At 63.4% G+C, this 13,352-nt stretch carries 14 protein-coding genes; 8 read left to right on the plus strand and 6 right to left on the minus strand.

Annotated features, from left to right (window positions below; all coding sequences use genetic code 11):
* Window positions 1-142: 142 nt before the first annotated feature.
* The 3 genes from RP6297_RS03460 to RP6297_RS03470 form a co-directional block, all read right to left on the minus strand.
* Entirely contained in the window at window positions 143-370 is a 228-nt protein-coding gene (locus RP6297_RS03460) for a helix-turn-helix domain-containing protein (RefSeq protein ID WP_009238797.1), read from the minus strand.
* A 96-nt stretch (window positions 371-466) separates the two neighbouring features.
* On the minus strand, window positions 467-1,285 hold the full coding sequence (locus RP6297_RS03465) for a hypothetical protein (protein WP_009238796.1): 819 nt from the start codon (window positions 1,283-1,285) through the stop codon (window positions 467-469).
* Window positions 1,278-2,618 carry a tyrosine-type recombinase/integrase gene (locus tag RP6297_RS03470; RefSeq protein ID WP_009238795.1) on the minus strand — a complete coding sequence of 447 codons (1,341 nt, stop codon included), beginning with the start codon at window positions 2,616-2,618 and terminating at the stop codon, window positions 1,278-1,280. Before RP6297_RS03470 ends, RP6297_RS03465 begins: the two co-directional genes overlap by 8 nt.
* 467 nt (window positions 2,619-3,085) lie before the next feature.
* Between RP6297_RS03470 and RP6297_RS03475 the strand changes: the two genes are divergently transcribed.
* The 8 genes from RP6297_RS03475 (at window position 3,086) to RP6297_RS03510 (ending at window position 11,098) form a co-directional block, all read left to right on the plus strand.
* Entirely contained in the window at window positions 3,086-3,856 is a 771-nt protein-coding gene (locus tag RP6297_RS03475) for a sugar phosphate isomerase/epimerase family protein (RefSeq protein WP_009238794.1), read from the plus strand.
* Between the two features lie 29 nt (window positions 3,857-3,885).
* Window positions 3,886-4,875, plus strand: a complete 990-nt coding sequence (locus RP6297_RS03480) for a sugar kinase (protein WP_009238793.1) — start codon at window positions 3,886-3,888, stop codon at window positions 4,873-4,875.
* A 59-nt stretch (window positions 4,876-4,934) separates the two neighbouring features.
* A complete protein-coding gene (locus tag RP6297_RS03485) occupies window positions 4,935-6,215 on the plus strand; it encodes an MFS transporter (protein WP_009238792.1) in 1,281 nt (426 codons plus the stop codon).
* Window positions 6,216-6,219: 4 nt separating this feature from the next.
* A complete protein-coding gene (locus tag RP6297_RS03490) occupies window positions 6,220-7,194 on the plus strand; it encodes a bifunctional glyoxylate/hydroxypyruvate reductase B (RefSeq protein ID WP_009277319.1) in 975 nt (324 codons plus the stop codon).
* 79 nt (window positions 7,195-7,273) lie between these two features.
* Window positions 7,274-8,338 carry a LacI family DNA-binding transcriptional regulator gene (locus tag RP6297_RS03495; protein ID WP_009277320.1) on the plus strand — a complete coding sequence of 355 codons (1,065 nt, stop codon included), beginning with the start codon at window positions 7,274-7,276 and terminating at the stop codon, window positions 8,336-8,338.
* Window positions 8,335-8,820 carry a nucleoside 2-deoxyribosyltransferase gene (locus tag RP6297_RS03500; protein ID WP_009238789.1) on the plus strand — a complete coding sequence of 162 codons (486 nt, stop codon included), beginning with the start codon at window positions 8,335-8,337 and terminating at the stop codon, window positions 8,818-8,820. The genes RP6297_RS03495 and RP6297_RS03500 overlap by 4 nt, the downstream gene beginning before the upstream one ends.
* A gap of 101 nt (window positions 8,821-8,921) precedes the next feature.
* Window positions 8,922-10,094 carry an acyl-CoA dehydrogenase family protein gene (locus tag RP6297_RS03505; RefSeq protein WP_009238788.1) on the plus strand — a complete coding sequence of 391 codons (1,173 nt, stop codon included), beginning with the start codon at window positions 8,922-8,924 and terminating at the stop codon, window positions 10,092-10,094.
* Between the two features lie 89 nt (window positions 10,095-10,183).
* Window positions 10,184-11,098: a TauD/TfdA dioxygenase family protein gene (locus RP6297_RS03510; protein ID WP_009238787.1), complete on the plus strand. Its 915-nt coding sequence runs from the start codon at window positions 10,184-10,186 to the stop codon at window positions 11,096-11,098.
* 11 nt (window positions 11,099-11,109) lie between these two features.
* Here the strand turns inward: RP6297_RS03510 and RP6297_RS03515 are convergent, their stop codons facing one another.
* From RP6297_RS03515 to RP6297_RS03525, 3 genes are read right to left on the minus strand one after another with little or no spacing between them, the layout of a single operon-like run.
* Complete coding sequence (locus RP6297_RS03515; RefSeq protein WP_009238786.1) at window positions 11,110-11,571, minus strand: NUDIX hydrolase; 462 nt, start codon at window positions 11,569-11,571, stop codon at window positions 11,110-11,112.
* Between the two features lies 1 nt (window position 11,572).
* Window positions 11,573-12,382, minus strand: coding sequence for an ABC transporter permease (locus RP6297_RS03520; protein WP_009238785.1), 810 nt, complete (start codon window positions 12,380-12,382; stop codon window positions 11,573-11,575).
* The gene (locus RP6297_RS03525; protein ID WP_009238784.1) at window positions 12,379-13,053 is read right to left on the minus strand and encodes an ABC transporter ATP-binding protein; all 675 of its coding nucleotides are present in this window, start codon (window positions 13,051-13,053) and stop codon (window positions 12,379-12,381) included. The genes RP6297_RS03520 and RP6297_RS03525 overlap by 4 nt, the downstream gene beginning before the upstream one ends.
* Window positions 13,054-13,352 lie beyond the last annotated feature (299 nt).

Raw genomic sequence — 13,352 nt, forward strand, 5'->3', positions numbered from 1 at the left:
TGGCCCCAGCTCTTCTAACAGTGCATCGTGAATAGCCGACACTAGTTGGCCGTATTGCACAATCACCTTCTCCCAGGGTCCGTCAGGATCGATCCGGGTGGCAGCCATACCCCGTACGTCGGGCTGTCCCTTGGGTGTGTGCTTACGCGGCATGATCAACCCTCACATTCCGTTCCAGGAATGCATCCAGGTCCGACTGCCGGTACCTGACCAGCCGGCCAACTTTGAGGTACGGGAGACCATACCTGCCGACGCAGCGCCAGACCTCAAGGGAGCGCGGCTTGACTCCGAGGTAGGCCGCAGCCTGTTCAGTGGTGAGTAGATCGGACTGGGGGGGCTGAGCGCCCCGTTGTAGATGTTGCTGGTTCATCTGTACATCCTTCGTGAGTCCCCGCTATTCCGGCGGGCATGGATGTACTGTAAGAAGGACCGAGGTGCTTGGCTATTGGCAAACCGATGCGGAAACTTACGCCGATTTGTGAGGGCGGTCAGCCCTTTCGGCGCGGTCCGCTGCCGCCTGCTGTCGAGCTCGCATCCTTTCGGGCAGTCGACGGACTCGCTCCCGGAGTGCAGGGAGCAGGATGTTTAAGAGTGCTCTGAGCTTCCTGGTGTTCCTGACCGCACGCTGGTCGGCAGGGTTGCCCACCCTTGCACGAATTACTTGCAGGCCGTGCCGAAGGAATTCAAGAAGCTCTGCAGGAACGTCAGCCTCCGGGTTGTCGACAAATTCTGCTGGTTTCCCTAGGCAGGACTTGCGCACGTCGAGCAAATTCCAAAGTAGTTCATCAAGAGCCTCATCCGGCTTATGTTGGGTCTTCTCGCGCTTGGTCCGCTCTATGCGGCCGTTGTTGATGCGTTGCGCCTCAGGGATGCCTTGCGCAAGGAGCTGAATGACGCGGCGGGCGTTGAGGGTGAGGTCATGCGCAGCTTCGACAGCCTGATCTTGTGCGTAAGCGGTCACGGGCCGAGGCTCGGTTTGCTCGGTTCGCGATTCCTCTTCGATTGCGTACTGCAGTCCGATCGCTATCAGCCCCAGCACGTCGCTATCAAGCTTTTGCTGGAGCGTCTGGACAGCTGACGTGATCGAGCCTAACTTCGATTTGACTTCCGTGTGGGTTTGGCGCTGCTGCAGCTGCCATGCGATGAAGATGAACTGGTGGGCGCAGCCGTTCAGCCGCTCTACCATCGTATCGACCATATCGTCACTGAGTTCGACGCTATCGATGTCAGCAAGGTCCCGCGCATCGTCCGCAGAAAACCATGAGAAGCCAGCACCATCACTCATGATGCTGTCTCTTTCGAAGTGGGGAAACCACCGCAGTGGGCCGCAACCCGGCTGTGCGCAGGATGTAGTCAGTAACCAGTTGCATTGGCTCGCGCAGACGCTCTACATCCATCACGATGTAGCCAGCTGTCACGTCGTTGCCGCTCTTGTGGTTGAGCAGCCGTTTGAGAGCGTATGCAGGGATGTCCAGGGACTCTGCGATCGTGATGAACGTGCGCCGCAGATCGTGCAGTGTGAAGGAGACGCCGGATTCCTCGACTACCTTTGCCGTCTGCCTCCGCGTTTCGACTAGATACCCGGCCTTGCCAGTGCCGGGGAAGACGTAGTCGCCTGCAACTGCCTCTTTCCGAGTAGACAGCATGTCATAAAGGTAGTCCGACAGTGGCAACGTGTGACGTTGCTTGTTCTTCGTCTCGTGGAACGTGAAGGTGCGAGCTATGAGGTCCACTTGATCCCATCGCAGCTTAGCTGCCTCAGTGCGCCTAGCGCCTGTCAAGATCAAAAAGAGTAGATAGTCGCGGACGTCCTCTGGCTTGGCATTGGCCACTCGCTGGCTGTTTCCGTCTACTGTAGGGAGCGCCAGCACAGCCGCAAACCAAGGCTTCAGGTCCTGTAGCCGCAGAACAGTGCTGCGTCGGCCCACTGGATACCACGCTCGTGTCTGCGATAGCCGCTTCACTGGGTTCTCAGCGATGATGGGCTCGCCCTTGCTGTTCTCATACTTGGCTGCTGCGAAGTTCAGCACCGTGCGCAATACGCGCATTGAACAGTTCGCCTGGGCATGCGAAAACTCTCCCATCTTGGCGTGCCGCTTCTCCACCATGTCTTTGGTGATCGACACGATGGGCTTATCCAACCAGTCCTTGAAGGACTCTCCAGAGCGGCGAGGCTTGTGCTTTGAGCGCCTAGCGTCTGTACGATCCTCCTCCGCATGGAAGCCCATGATGCGTTCGTAGCTGTAGACCGTGCGGGGGGACAGGTTCTTGCGGGCGCGGAGAAATTCCGCGAAGGTTTCGCGCAGCGTGACGCCTTTGGCGCGCTTGGCCTTCAATTCATCCCCGGGGTTGCCCCCTGCCTCGACGAGGGCGTTCACCTGTGCCGCCGCAGTTCGAGCCTGCTCAATGGTCATCTGTGGATAGCGGCCCAGCGTCCTACGCTGCGGTTTCTTGTCATCCTTCAGCCACCTGTAAACGGAGAACGTCTTTACGCCGCTCTCCGTCACTCGGAGTTGCAAGCCGGGGGTCTTGGAGTCGTGGTAGGTCTCCCGCGAACCTGGCTTGGCAGCGGGAAGGGCGTCCAGTGTCGCCTTGGTGAAGTTGAGGGAGCGGGTCATGTGCTCCTCCAGGGTTATGCCGGGGTTATGAGATTGGTGAATTACCGTGCATCTCTACCTAACCCCATGAAAGCTAGAATAGGCTCCAGATGGCTATACGTAAAGGTTCGTGCAAGATCATGAATCTGCAGGTTGCGGAGCTCAAACAAACTTTTAATCTATTGGTCGCGGGTTCGAATCCCGCAGGACCCACCAAAATTCGAAGGGCTGGCAGGCAACTGTCGGCCCTTTTTGTTTGGCCGTGCTCCGCGCGATTGCCGTCTCCTTCCGCTTTGGGTGGCCGGGCTTTTCACATCGATAGCGCGGTGTGCCTTCCCGATAGCGCCATCGCACTGACCGCCGCGGATCAAATGGCCGACGGGTCGCGTCGGCTACCGCCGCTAGGGATTTCCTCTATAGCGTTCAGGATCTGCAGCCACCAACATAGCTCCAATTGGAACCGGTTCCATAACGGAAAAAGCGCACACATGGCAGATATCGTGATTGTTGCGAGCGCGTTCGGCGCCGCTCAGGTGCGCGAGCAGGGGCATCACGCCTATGTTCCCCTGGCCGCTTCGGTCGGCGCAGCCGGCTTCGAGGTGCGGCGTGAATTGTTGCCCGCTGGGCTGGATGGCACGGTATCGGCTGACTTACTGGCTGCATTGGGCCGCCTGATGGCAGCGCATGGTCTGTGGGCGGTCTATTCCACGCCGGCCGCGCTGTACACGGACGTCGGCGCTCTGGACACGGTCGCTGTCCGAGGTGCGCTGGTTGAAGCGCAAACCTTGGGTGCGCGCATCGTGAAGTTCCAGCTTGGCGGCTTCGCTGGCGATGCATCGGCGGAGTTGCTAGCCCGACTCCTGCAAGGCTGGCGGGCACGGGTGCTGGTCGAGAACGGTCAGCAGGCGGTGGGCGGGTCGCTGTCGCAGTTCCAAGGCTTGTTCGGCGCATTGGAAGCGGCGGACGTGGCCGACATGCTCGGCATGACGTTCGACGTTGGCAACTGGGAGTGGGCTGGCGAAACGCCGCTCACGTGCGCGCAGGCGCTGGCCCCGTACGTCGAATACATCCATTGCAAGAGCGTCGCGGGCGAGGGCGCGCGTCGCTTTGCCGTGGCGCCTGCGGGCAACGATGCCCGATTCGCCGCTGTGCTGGCCGCGCTGCCCGGCGATGTACCGCGCGGCATCGAATTTCCGTTCAACGCGGTCGATCCCGCCGCGGACGCCCATCAACATGTCATGTGGCTCAAGGCCGCCTGACGGTGACTCGACATCGAAGGAGCTGACGCATGTCGCATACGTTGGATGTCATCACCTACGGCGAAGCCATGGCGATGTTCGTGGCGACGGCGCCCGGGCCGCTCGCGCAGGCCACGCAGTTCACCAAGCGCATCGCAGGTGCCGATCTGAACGTCGCCGTGGGCTTGAGCCGCCTCGGTTTTCGCGTCGGCTATGTGAGCCGGGTGGGGCAGGATTCGTTTGGTGAATACGTGCTGGAAACGCTGGCACGCGAACGGATCGACGCATCGTGTGTAGCGGTGGATCCGCAATATCCCACGGGCTTCCAACTGAAGGCGCGCGCCGACGAAGGCAGCGACCCGCGTGTCGAATACTTCCGTAAAGGCTCGGCCGCCAGCCGCCTCTCCCGCGCCGACTATGTCGCCGACTACGTGCTCAGCGCGCGCCATCTGCATCTGACGGGTGTGGCCCCCGCAATTTCAGCGTCGTCGTGTGAACTGGCGTTCCACCTTGCGCGAGAGATGCGTGCGGCCGGGGGGGCGATCTCCTTCGATCCGAACCTGCGCCCAACGCTGTGGCCGTCCGCCGCGGAGATGGTAAGCACGCTCAACGCGCTGGCGTCGCTTTCCGATTGGGTGCTGCCCGGCTTGGCCGAGGGGCAGCAACTGACCGGCTATGACACCCCGGCCGATATCGCGCGCTTCTATCTCGATCAAGGTGCGCGAGGTGTGGCCATCAAGCTGGGTGCGGCCGGTGCGTACTACCGGACCGCCGACGGAGCAGAAGGCATCGCCGACGGCGTGCGTGTAGCGCGCGTCGTCGACACAGTGGGCGCGGGCGACGGCTTTGCGGTGGGCGTTGTCAGCGCGCTGCTTGAAGGGCTGTCGCCCGATCTGGCTGTTGCGCGCGGCAACCGTATTGGCGCACTGGCGATCCAGGTGATCGGAGATTCCGAAGGCCTGCCGACGCGCGCCGCGCTCGAGGTGCTTGAACAAACGGCCCGCATGGCATGCGAGCCGGAACCCATTTCCAACGTGTAACGCAGCGCTTCGACTGCCGCCCGTCACGGGCAACGCAAACCATCAAAGGAGACACGACCATGGCAACGCAACTGGCCGCGCGGCGCTGGTGGATGATCATGCCGATCGTCTTTATCACCTACAGCCTGGCCTACCTCGATCGCGCGAACTATGGCTTCGCAGCGGCGGCCGGCATCAATCACGATCTGGGGATCAGCCAGGGGCTCTCGTCGTTGATTGGTGCGCTGTTCTTCCTCGGCTATTTCTTCTTCCAGATTCCCGGCGCGATCTACGCAGAACGCCGCAGCGTGAAGAAGCTCGTGTTCATCAGCCTCGTGCTGTGGGGCTTGTGCGCCGCGCTCACGGGCGTCGTGAGTGACATTCCAACGTTGATGGCGATCCGGTTTGTACTGGGTGTGGTCGAGGCGGCCGTCATGCCGGCGATGCTCATCTACATCAGCAACTGGTTTACCAAGCACGAGCGTTCGCGCGCGAATACATTTCTGATTCTGGGCAATCCCGTGACCGTGCTCTGGATGTCGGTGGTATCGGGCTACCTCGTGCGCGAGTTCGGCTGGCGCCATATGTTCATCGCCGAGGGCGTGCCCGCCATCATCTGGGCCGTGTGCTGGTGGTGCCTGGTGCAGGACAAGCCCGCGCAGGCGCCGTGGCTGAGCCCACAGGAAAAGCGCGACCTCGAACAGGCACTGGCTGCGGAGCAGGCGGCCATCAAGCCGATGCGCAACTATGGCGAGGCCTTCCGCTCGCCTGTCGTCATCAAGCTGTGCGCGCAGTACTTCTGCTGGAGCATCGGCGTCTATGGCTTCGTGCTGTGGCTACCGTCCATCGTGAAGAACGGCTCGTCGCTTGGCATGGTCGAGACGGGCTGGCTGTCTGCGCTGCCGTATCTGGCGGCCACCATCGCGATGCTCGCGGCGTCGTGGGCGTCGGACAAGGTGGGGTCGCGGCGCGGTTTCGTCTGGCCGTTCCTGCTGGTGGGCGCTGCAGCGTTTGCTGCGTCGTTTGCACTCGGGTCAACGCATTTCTGGATGTCGTATGTGCTGCTCGTGATTGCCGGCGCGGCGATGTATGCGCCGTATGGTCCGTTCTTCGCAATCGTGCCGGAGCTTCTGCCGAAGAACGTCGCCGGTGGCGCGATGGCGCTGATCAACAGCATGGGCGCCCTCGGTTCGTTTGTCGGCTCGTACTTCGTTGGCTACTTGAACGGTGCCACGGGCTCTCCGCTGGCGTCGTACGCATTCATGAGCGCGGCGCTGTTGGCCGCCGTGGTGCTCACGCTCTGCGTCAAGCCGCAACCGCGTGATGCGTACACGCTCGCCCACCCTGTGCCTGGAAAATGAACTGATGAAACCGCTTGTCGTTGCCTACAAGCCTTTGCCCGACGATGTCACGGCTCAGTTGCGCGAGCATGTCGAACTCGTGCAGGTTGACGGTGCCGAGGCGTTGACCGAGGCGCTTACAAAGGCCGAGGGTGCGATCGGTGCGAGCCTGAAGATCACGCCCCAAATGCTCGACCACGCGCCCCGCCTCAAGGCGTGGTCTACGATCTCCGTCGGCTATGACAATTTCGATGTGCCCGATCTCACGCGTCGGGGCATCGTGCTGGCGCACACACCTGATGTGTTGACGGAGTCAACTGCCGATACCGTGTTTTCGCTGATCCTCTCGTCTGCGCGGCGCGTTGTGGAACTGGCCGAGTGGGTCAGGGCCGGCAACTGGCAGCGCAGCATCGGACCCGAGCTTTACGGCACGGATGTTCAGGGCAAGACGATTGGCATCGTCGGCCTGGGGCGGATCGGTGCGGCATTGGCCCGCCGTGCGGCGCACGGGTTTCGGATGCACGTGCTCTACACGAACCGGCATCCGCATCCCGAGGCCGAAGCGCAGTACGGCGCGCGCCGCGTGACGCTCGACACATTGCTGGCCGAAGCGGATTTTGTTTGCCTGCAGGTGCCGCTGACGCCGGAAACGCAGCACCTGATCGGCGCGGCAGAACTGGCGAAGATGAAGCGCAGTGCGATTCTCATCAATGCATCGCGTGGGGCCGTCGTCGACGAAGCAGCGCTCATCGATGCGTTGCGTAACGGGACGATACGCGGCGCGGGGCTCGATGTGTTCGAGCACGAACCGCTGCCGGCCAACTCGCCACTGCTGGCGATGAACAACGTGGTTGCACTACCCCATATCGGCTCCGCGACGCACGAGACGCGACACGCAATGGCCCGCTGCGCGGCTGACAACCTGATCAAGGCGCTGGTCGGTACGTTGCGTGAGAACCTAGTCAATCCACAGGTGCTGGAGCCCGCCCGCGCCTCATGAGCCGAGTGCCGGGATTGCGCTATGATCCTCGCACTCCGGCTTCGGCCCCTCGGGCCGACGGCCTGCTCTGAAGCGCAACGTGACTGATTTCCCATCCCCTTCCTCCCGCCCTGCGACCATCACCGACGTGGCCCGCGAAGCGGGAACCGGCAAGACCAGTGTGTCCCGCTACCTGAATGGCGAGACGCAGGTCCTTTCCGAAGATTTGCGACAGCGCATCGAAGCCGCCATCCAGCGGTTGAACTACCGGCCCAACCAGATGGCGCGCGGTCTCAAGCGCGGCCGCAATCGCCTGCTCGGCATGTTGGTGGCCGACCTGACCAATCCTTACACGATCGAAGTCCTGCAAGGCGTGGAGGCGGCCTGCCACGCGCTGGGCTACATGCCGCTCATCTGCCACGCCGCAAACGAGATCGAGATGGAGCGCCGGTTCGTGCAGTTGCTGACGACGTATCGGGTTGAAGGCCTGATCGTCAATGCGCTCGGCGCGGAAGAGGCCGTGTTGCGGCCGCTGCGGGGTGGCGGCATTCCGGCTGTGCTGGTGGATCGCACGGTAGAAGGGTTCGACGCCGACCTCGTGGGGCTCGATAACCGCGGCGCCGTCAGCTTGGGCGTGCAGCATTTGCTCGATCAAGGTTTCGATGCCATTCAGTTCATCGTGCAACCGTTTCAACAGGTCAGCTCGCGGCGCGAGCGTGAACGTGCATTCCGAGAGGCGATGGCAGCGCGAGGGCGGCCAGCGGAGCGAGCCGTTGTGCTTGACCCGAACGACGCCGCCTCGACTGAACGTGCGCTGGCCGAGATCGCCGCACGCATCGATGCGGTGCACAGCCGCGGCGGAAAACGGCTGGCGCTGTTTGTTGCCAATGCGCCGGTGGCGCTCATCGTGGCGCGGCATCTGCGCACGCAGTTCGGCGCGGCGTGGCAGGAGCGTGCGGCGCTGTTGTCGATCGACGATCCGGAATGGGCGGAGTTGATCGGCATCACGACGATCCGGCAACCGACGTACGACATCGGTTACAAGGCCGTCGAGTTCGTGCATGAACGCATCGAGGGCGTGACCGGGGACGCCCGCGTCGTATTGCTGCCTGGTACGCTCGTCGAGCGTGCTTCGACGATGCATGTTATTGAGGCTGCGTCATGACGTTGCGTCTCTACCTCGCCGGGCCGGATGTTTTCCGGCCCGAGTCCATCGCGCACGGCGAAGCCCTTAAGGCGCTGTGCGCGGAGTTCGGCTTCATCGGTCTGTATCCGCTCGACAACGCGATCGCCCCACAGGCCGACGGCCCTGCCACTGCTGAGGAGATCTATCGCCAGAACATCGCGCTGATCGATTTAGCTGACGCCGTGCTGGCCAACGTAGCGGACTTCCGGGGCCACGAGCCCGATTCCGGCACGTGCTTCGAAATCGGTTACGCCATCGCCCGCGGCAAAGACGTGTGGTGCTATCACGTGCCCGCCGCGCCGCTCCTGGCGCAGGTGCCGAACACCAACGGCAACGATGCCGACGGCTGGGCCGTGGAAGATTTCGGCCTGCCGCGCAACCTCATGATCGCTTGCAGTTGTCACCTCGTCGTGGGCGATGCGCGCGCGTGCCTCGAGCGCATGCGCGTGCACTACGCATAGTCGCGCGCTGGATATGCGTATGCGGATTGCTTCCTTCAAGGCGGTCGGGGCCATCCGTATAGTGCCTGCACCGGATGGCGTCTCCGACGCGAGGCAAGCGCATGAAGCTCGACGATCTGCATCAACTCCCCGACCTTACGCATCTGCTGGCTGAGTTGGCGGCAACCGCAGCGCAGCGTGACCAGCACGGCGGCCATGCCGCGCACGAGAAAGCTGCGATTGCGCGAGCGGGCCTGCTGCCCCTGGTGATCCCCACGCAATACGGCGGAAGCGGCGTCAGTTGGGCCGATGCCTTTGCCGCAGTGCGCGCCATCGCCGCGGTCGACAGCTCCCTTGGGCACCTGCTCGCCTTCCAGTATCTGCAAACCGCAACCGTCTATCTGTACGGCTCCGACGCGCAACGCGAACGCTTCCTGCGTCCGACCGCTGAGCTGGGGTGGTGGTGGGGCAACGCTGTCAATCCGCTCGATCATCGACTGCGTGCGCAGCGCTCGGGCAGCGGTTGGCTGCTCGATGGCGAAAAGGGTTTCTGTTCCGGCACGCTCGGCTCCGACGTGATGGTCGTGTCTGCCCACGATGCGGCCAGCGGCAACCCCGTTGTCGCAGTGGTGCCGACCGCGCGCTACGGCATCACGGTGCGGGATGACTGGCATCCGATCGGGCAGCGCCAGACCGACAGCGCGTCTGTGCAATTCCGGCACGTGCAGGTCAGCGAAGACGAAGTGCTGGTCCGCCCCGAGGCCGTCCTCACGCCATATCAAACGTTGCGTTCCTGTATCGCGCAGAACGTACTGGTCAATCTCTACACGGGCATTGCGGCAGGCGCGCTGGACGAGGCCCGCAAGCACACGCTGCAATCGTCACGGCCGTGGATTACATCGGGTGTGGAGCGCGCGGCGGACGATCCTTACCAAATTCACCGCTTTGGCGAGATGCGCGTGCAATGGCTGGCTGCAGAAGCGCTGGCCGATCGCGCCATCCAGCGGTTGGACCGCGCTTGGCGCAAAGGCGCTGCGCTCAGCGCCGAGGAGCGTGCCGAAGTGTCGCTCGCTACGGCCGAAGCCAAGGTATTGGCACATCGTGCCGCGTTGTTCGTCGCCCAGGAATTGTTCGAGGCGACGGGCGCACGCTCGACCAAGGCGGCGCTCGCGCTGGACCGCTTCTGGCGCAACGCGCGCACGCATACGCTGCACGACCCGCTCGACTACAAGCTGCGCGCCATCGGCCGCTACGCGCTGGAAGGCATCCTGCCCGACGCCACCATCTACGGCTGAACGCCTATCGATCTGCGCATTCCTTCGTTGGCACACGACTGCGGCGGGCGGTGTAATGTGAAATTCGTCTATTGCCGCGCGCTTACATCATGTCCGACGCCGTTGTTGCCGCCGTTGTTGCCACGGATGCTCCTGCCGTCCACACAGCCCGCTTCCACATTCGCCGCTTGCCCGACGCGCCGCTTGGCGCAGAGGTTCTCGGCCTGGGCGATGCATCCGACTTGTCTGACGCGGATATCGCCGCCATCCGCCAAGCGTGGCTCGCGCATGACGGCCTGCTCGTTTTCCGTGACGTCGAATTCACGCCGCAGGCGCAAGTGGCCTTCAGCCGCCGCTTCGGCCCGCAGCAGGTGCATGTGCTGAACCAGTTTCATCTGAGCGGCTATCCGGAAATCCTGGTCGTTTCCAACGTCGTTGAGAACGGTAAGCCGATCGGCCTGGGCGATGCAGGGCGGGATTGGCATTCAGATCTTTCGTACAAGCCGCTGCCGAGCCTCGGTTCGATGCTGCTCACGCGCGAGTTGCCGGAAGAGGGCGGCGACACGTTGTTCGCCAACATGGTGCGCGCCTACGAAACGCTGCCGGCTGATCTCAAGCGCATCATCGAAGGCCGCCGTGCGGTGCATTCGTATGTGTACCGCTATGAGCGACTGCGCGCGCTGTCGACCTGGCGTCCGCCGCTCACGCAAGCGCAGCGCGACGCCGTGCCGCCGGTCGATCACCCCGTTGTGCGCACGCATCCGGAAACCGGCAAACGTGCGCTCTTCGTCAACGAAGGCTTCACCTCGCACATCATCGGCTTGCCGGAAGACGAAAGCACCAGCGTGCTGGAGCAGCTCTTCGCCCACAGCATCCGCGCCGACAACGTCTACACGCACCGCTGGTGCCCCGGTGACATGCTGTTCTGGGATAACCGCTCCACCATCCACTTCGCGCCGGGCTGCCCAGACAAGTATCGGCGCACGCTGCATCGCACGACCATCGAAGGCGACGTGCCGGCTTAGGCGCTGTTCGTCTACAGCCCGGCCTCGGCCAGGCGAGCGTCAATACTTGTCAGCGTCAACGTCTGCGCAAACAACCGCGTGAGCGATTGGCTCGCATACTGGGGCATCTCGTCCGCAGTGGTCCAGCGGTACGCATCCATCTCCGGGATGAGCCGGCCGCTGTAGTAGCTGTTGAACATCGACGTGCACGTCAGCGTGTCGAGTGCGACTTCGGCGCGGCGCAGGCGCGTGGCGAACAAGTGCAGCTCTTTGTCACGGCGATAGGGGAAACGGCCAAGTTCGATCAGTGCATGGCTGTCGAGCACCAGGCCGGTTTCCTCGCGCGTCTCGCGCAGGGCGGTGTCGCGGTGGTTCTCGGCCGGGTCGGGCGCGCCTTTGGGGATGTCCCAGTGGCGCGTCTCGGTTGCGTGCGCGAGGAGCACATCGCCATCTTCGTTGAGCAGCACCAGGCCGCAGGACAGGGCGATCGGCATGCTATTTCGCTCCGCCGATTTGTGTGATGCGTGCAGTCAGCAACTGGTGCTCACGGCTGAACAGCCGGCGATAGGCCAGCAGCACGGCCGCAACCGTCCCCAGCCCGGAAGCTGCCGCCAGCAGGAACATGATGACGATCTGGTAGCGCACGGCCTCCAGCGGTGACTGCCCGGCCAGCACCTGGCCCGTCATCATGCCGGGCAGGCTCACCACGCCCACCACGGTCATCTGGTTGATGATCGGTGTCATCCCGGCGCGCACGGCCGTTCGCGCTGCGTTGCGCGCCGCTTCCCAGCGCGTGCCGCCGAGCGCAAGAATCGTCTCCACTTGGTCGCGCGTGGCAGTCAGCTCACCGGTCATGCGCTCGAGCGCCAGGCCTACGCCGGTGAGCGTGTTGCCAAGAATCATCCCCATGATCGGGATGGCGTATTGCGGCTCATACCACGGGCGCGCATGCAGCACGGCCACCAGCCCGATCGCGCCGATCAGCCATGTGCTGCCGAAAACCGACAACGTACCGTCCAGCCGCAAGCCCGTGTAACTGCGCGCGCCGCGGCTGCCGGTTGCGTGCCCCGCAATCAGCGTCATGACAGCCACGATGCCCAGCACTACCGCCCAATGCGCGTGGGCGAATACCCATTCGAGCACGAAGCCCACCGCCAGCAACTGCACCACGGTGCGCACGGCCGCCCACGCCAGACGCCGCTCGAGCCCAAGCCCCAGTCCAACGGACAGTGCGCCATTCACGAGGATCAGTGCAGCCGCAATACCGACCTGCCAGGCGGAAAGGGAGAGGTCCTGGCCGTTCATCGCTCGGGCCCCGTGTCGAGTTGCCCGGCAACCATCTTCCAATGCTGCCGGCCGATGCGCTCTGCTTGCGCCGAATCGTGTGTCACCCACATCCACGCATGCCGCTCGGGTGCCTGCACAAACCAATGCTGCAACAGCGCCTCGACCGCACGCGCAGAGGCGGGGTCAAGGGCCGCCGTAGGCTCGTCCAGCAGCAGGACGGTCGGCCGTGTCTGTAGTGTGCGAACCAGCGCCGCGATCTGTGCTTCACCGCCGGAAAGATCGGCGGCGTTCTTGTCGAGAAAGCTGGCGTCGCGCTCGGCACCCACAAGCAAGGCGATAGCGGCGTCCCGATCGAAGCCGGTGCTTTGGCGCCGCACGTGCAGCTGATAGGGCAGGCGCAGGTTGTCTTCCACCGTACCGGGCAGCAGCGCTGGGCGCTGGCGCACGTACGCCACGTGACAGCGATAGGCCGGAACCGCGCGCGGGCCGATCGCTTGGCCATGCCATGTCACTTGCCCGTCATCGAACGGATCGAGCAGCGCCAGCGTGCGCAGCAGCACGCTCTTGCCCGCGCCGGATGGCCCGGTCAGCGCAATACGGTCGCCTGCCTGCACAGCAAGCGTGGCAGATTGCAGCAGCGTGACACCGGTGCGTGCATCGCGGCGTTGGAGGTGGGTGGCGGCCAGCATGGTGGGACGAGTGTGTTGCGTACGGTATGGCATCAATGCGTTGCATTTATGCATTATGCATATGAGCGGGGGGAGTGGTCCTCCACCGTAATCGTCAGTACGCCTGCGCAGGCGCAGTGCCGCCGCCTCGTGGTTACGCCATCCACGCGTCATGCGGAATGGTCCCTAGCCCAAACGGAGCAGTGCCAATGCGTTGGCCAGTGGCCGGTGTCGGACGAATCCGACATGCCATTCAGCGACGGGCGGGTCGCCATTTGCGCATCCGGGGCATAGCATCGAAGCATCACTAGAAGAGGCGA

This window comes from Ralstonia pickettii (assembly GCF_016466415.2).
Classification (GTDB): Bacteria; Pseudomonadota; Gammaproteobacteria; order Burkholderiales; family Burkholderiaceae; genus Ralstonia; species Ralstonia pickettii.

What these genes read in the sequence shown, in the direction of transcription:
- RP6297_RS03460 (WP_009238797.1), bottom strand. Translation starts at nt 370, where the DNA reads ATGAACCAGCAACATCTACAACGGGGCGCTCAGCCCCCCCAGTCCGAT.
- RP6297_RS03465 (WP_009238796.1), bottom strand. Translation starts at nt 1,285, where the DNA reads ATGAGTGATGGTGCTGGCTTCTCATGGTTTTCTGCGGACGATGCGCGG.
- RP6297_RS03470 (WP_009238795.1), bottom strand. Translation starts at nt 2,618, where the DNA reads ATGACCCGCTCCCTCAACTTCACCAAGGCGACACTGGACGCCCTTCCC.
- RP6297_RS03475 (WP_009238794.1), top strand. Translation starts at nt 3,086, where the DNA reads ATGGCAGATATCGTGATTGTTGCGAGCGCGTTCGGCGCCGCTCAGGTG.
- RP6297_RS03480 (WP_009238793.1), top strand. Translation starts at nt 3,886, where the DNA reads ATGTCGCATACGTTGGATGTCATCACCTACGGCGAAGCCATGGCGATG.
- RP6297_RS03485 (WP_009238792.1), top strand. Translation starts at nt 4,935, where the DNA reads ATGGCAACGCAACTGGCCGCGCGGCGCTGGTGGATGATCATGCCGATC.
- RP6297_RS03490 (WP_009277319.1), top strand. Translation starts at nt 6,220, where the DNA reads ATGAAACCGCTTGTCGTTGCCTACAAGCCTTTGCCCGACGATGTCACG.
- RP6297_RS03500 (WP_009238789.1), top strand. Translation starts at nt 8,335, where the DNA reads ATGACGTTGCGTCTCTACCTCGCCGGGCCGGATGTTTTCCGGCCCGAG.
- RP6297_RS03505 (WP_009238788.1), top strand. Translation starts at nt 8,922, where the DNA reads ATGAAGCTCGACGATCTGCATCAACTCCCCGACCTTACGCATCTGCTG.
- RP6297_RS03510 (WP_009238787.1), top strand. Translation starts at nt 10,184, where the DNA reads ATGTCCGACGCCGTTGTTGCCGCCGTTGTTGCCACGGATGCTCCTGCC.
- RP6297_RS03515 (WP_009238786.1), bottom strand. Translation starts at nt 11,571, where the DNA reads ATGCCGATCGCCCTGTCCTGCGGCCTGGTGCTGCTCAACGAAGATGGC.
- RP6297_RS03520 (WP_009238785.1), bottom strand. Translation starts at nt 12,382, where the DNA reads ATGAACGGCCAGGACCTCTCCCTTTCCGCCTGGCAGGTCGGTATTGCG.
- RP6297_RS03525 (WP_009238784.1), bottom strand. Translation starts at nt 13,053, where the DNA reads ATGCTGGCCGCCACCCACCTCCAACGCCGCGATGCACGCACCGGTGTC.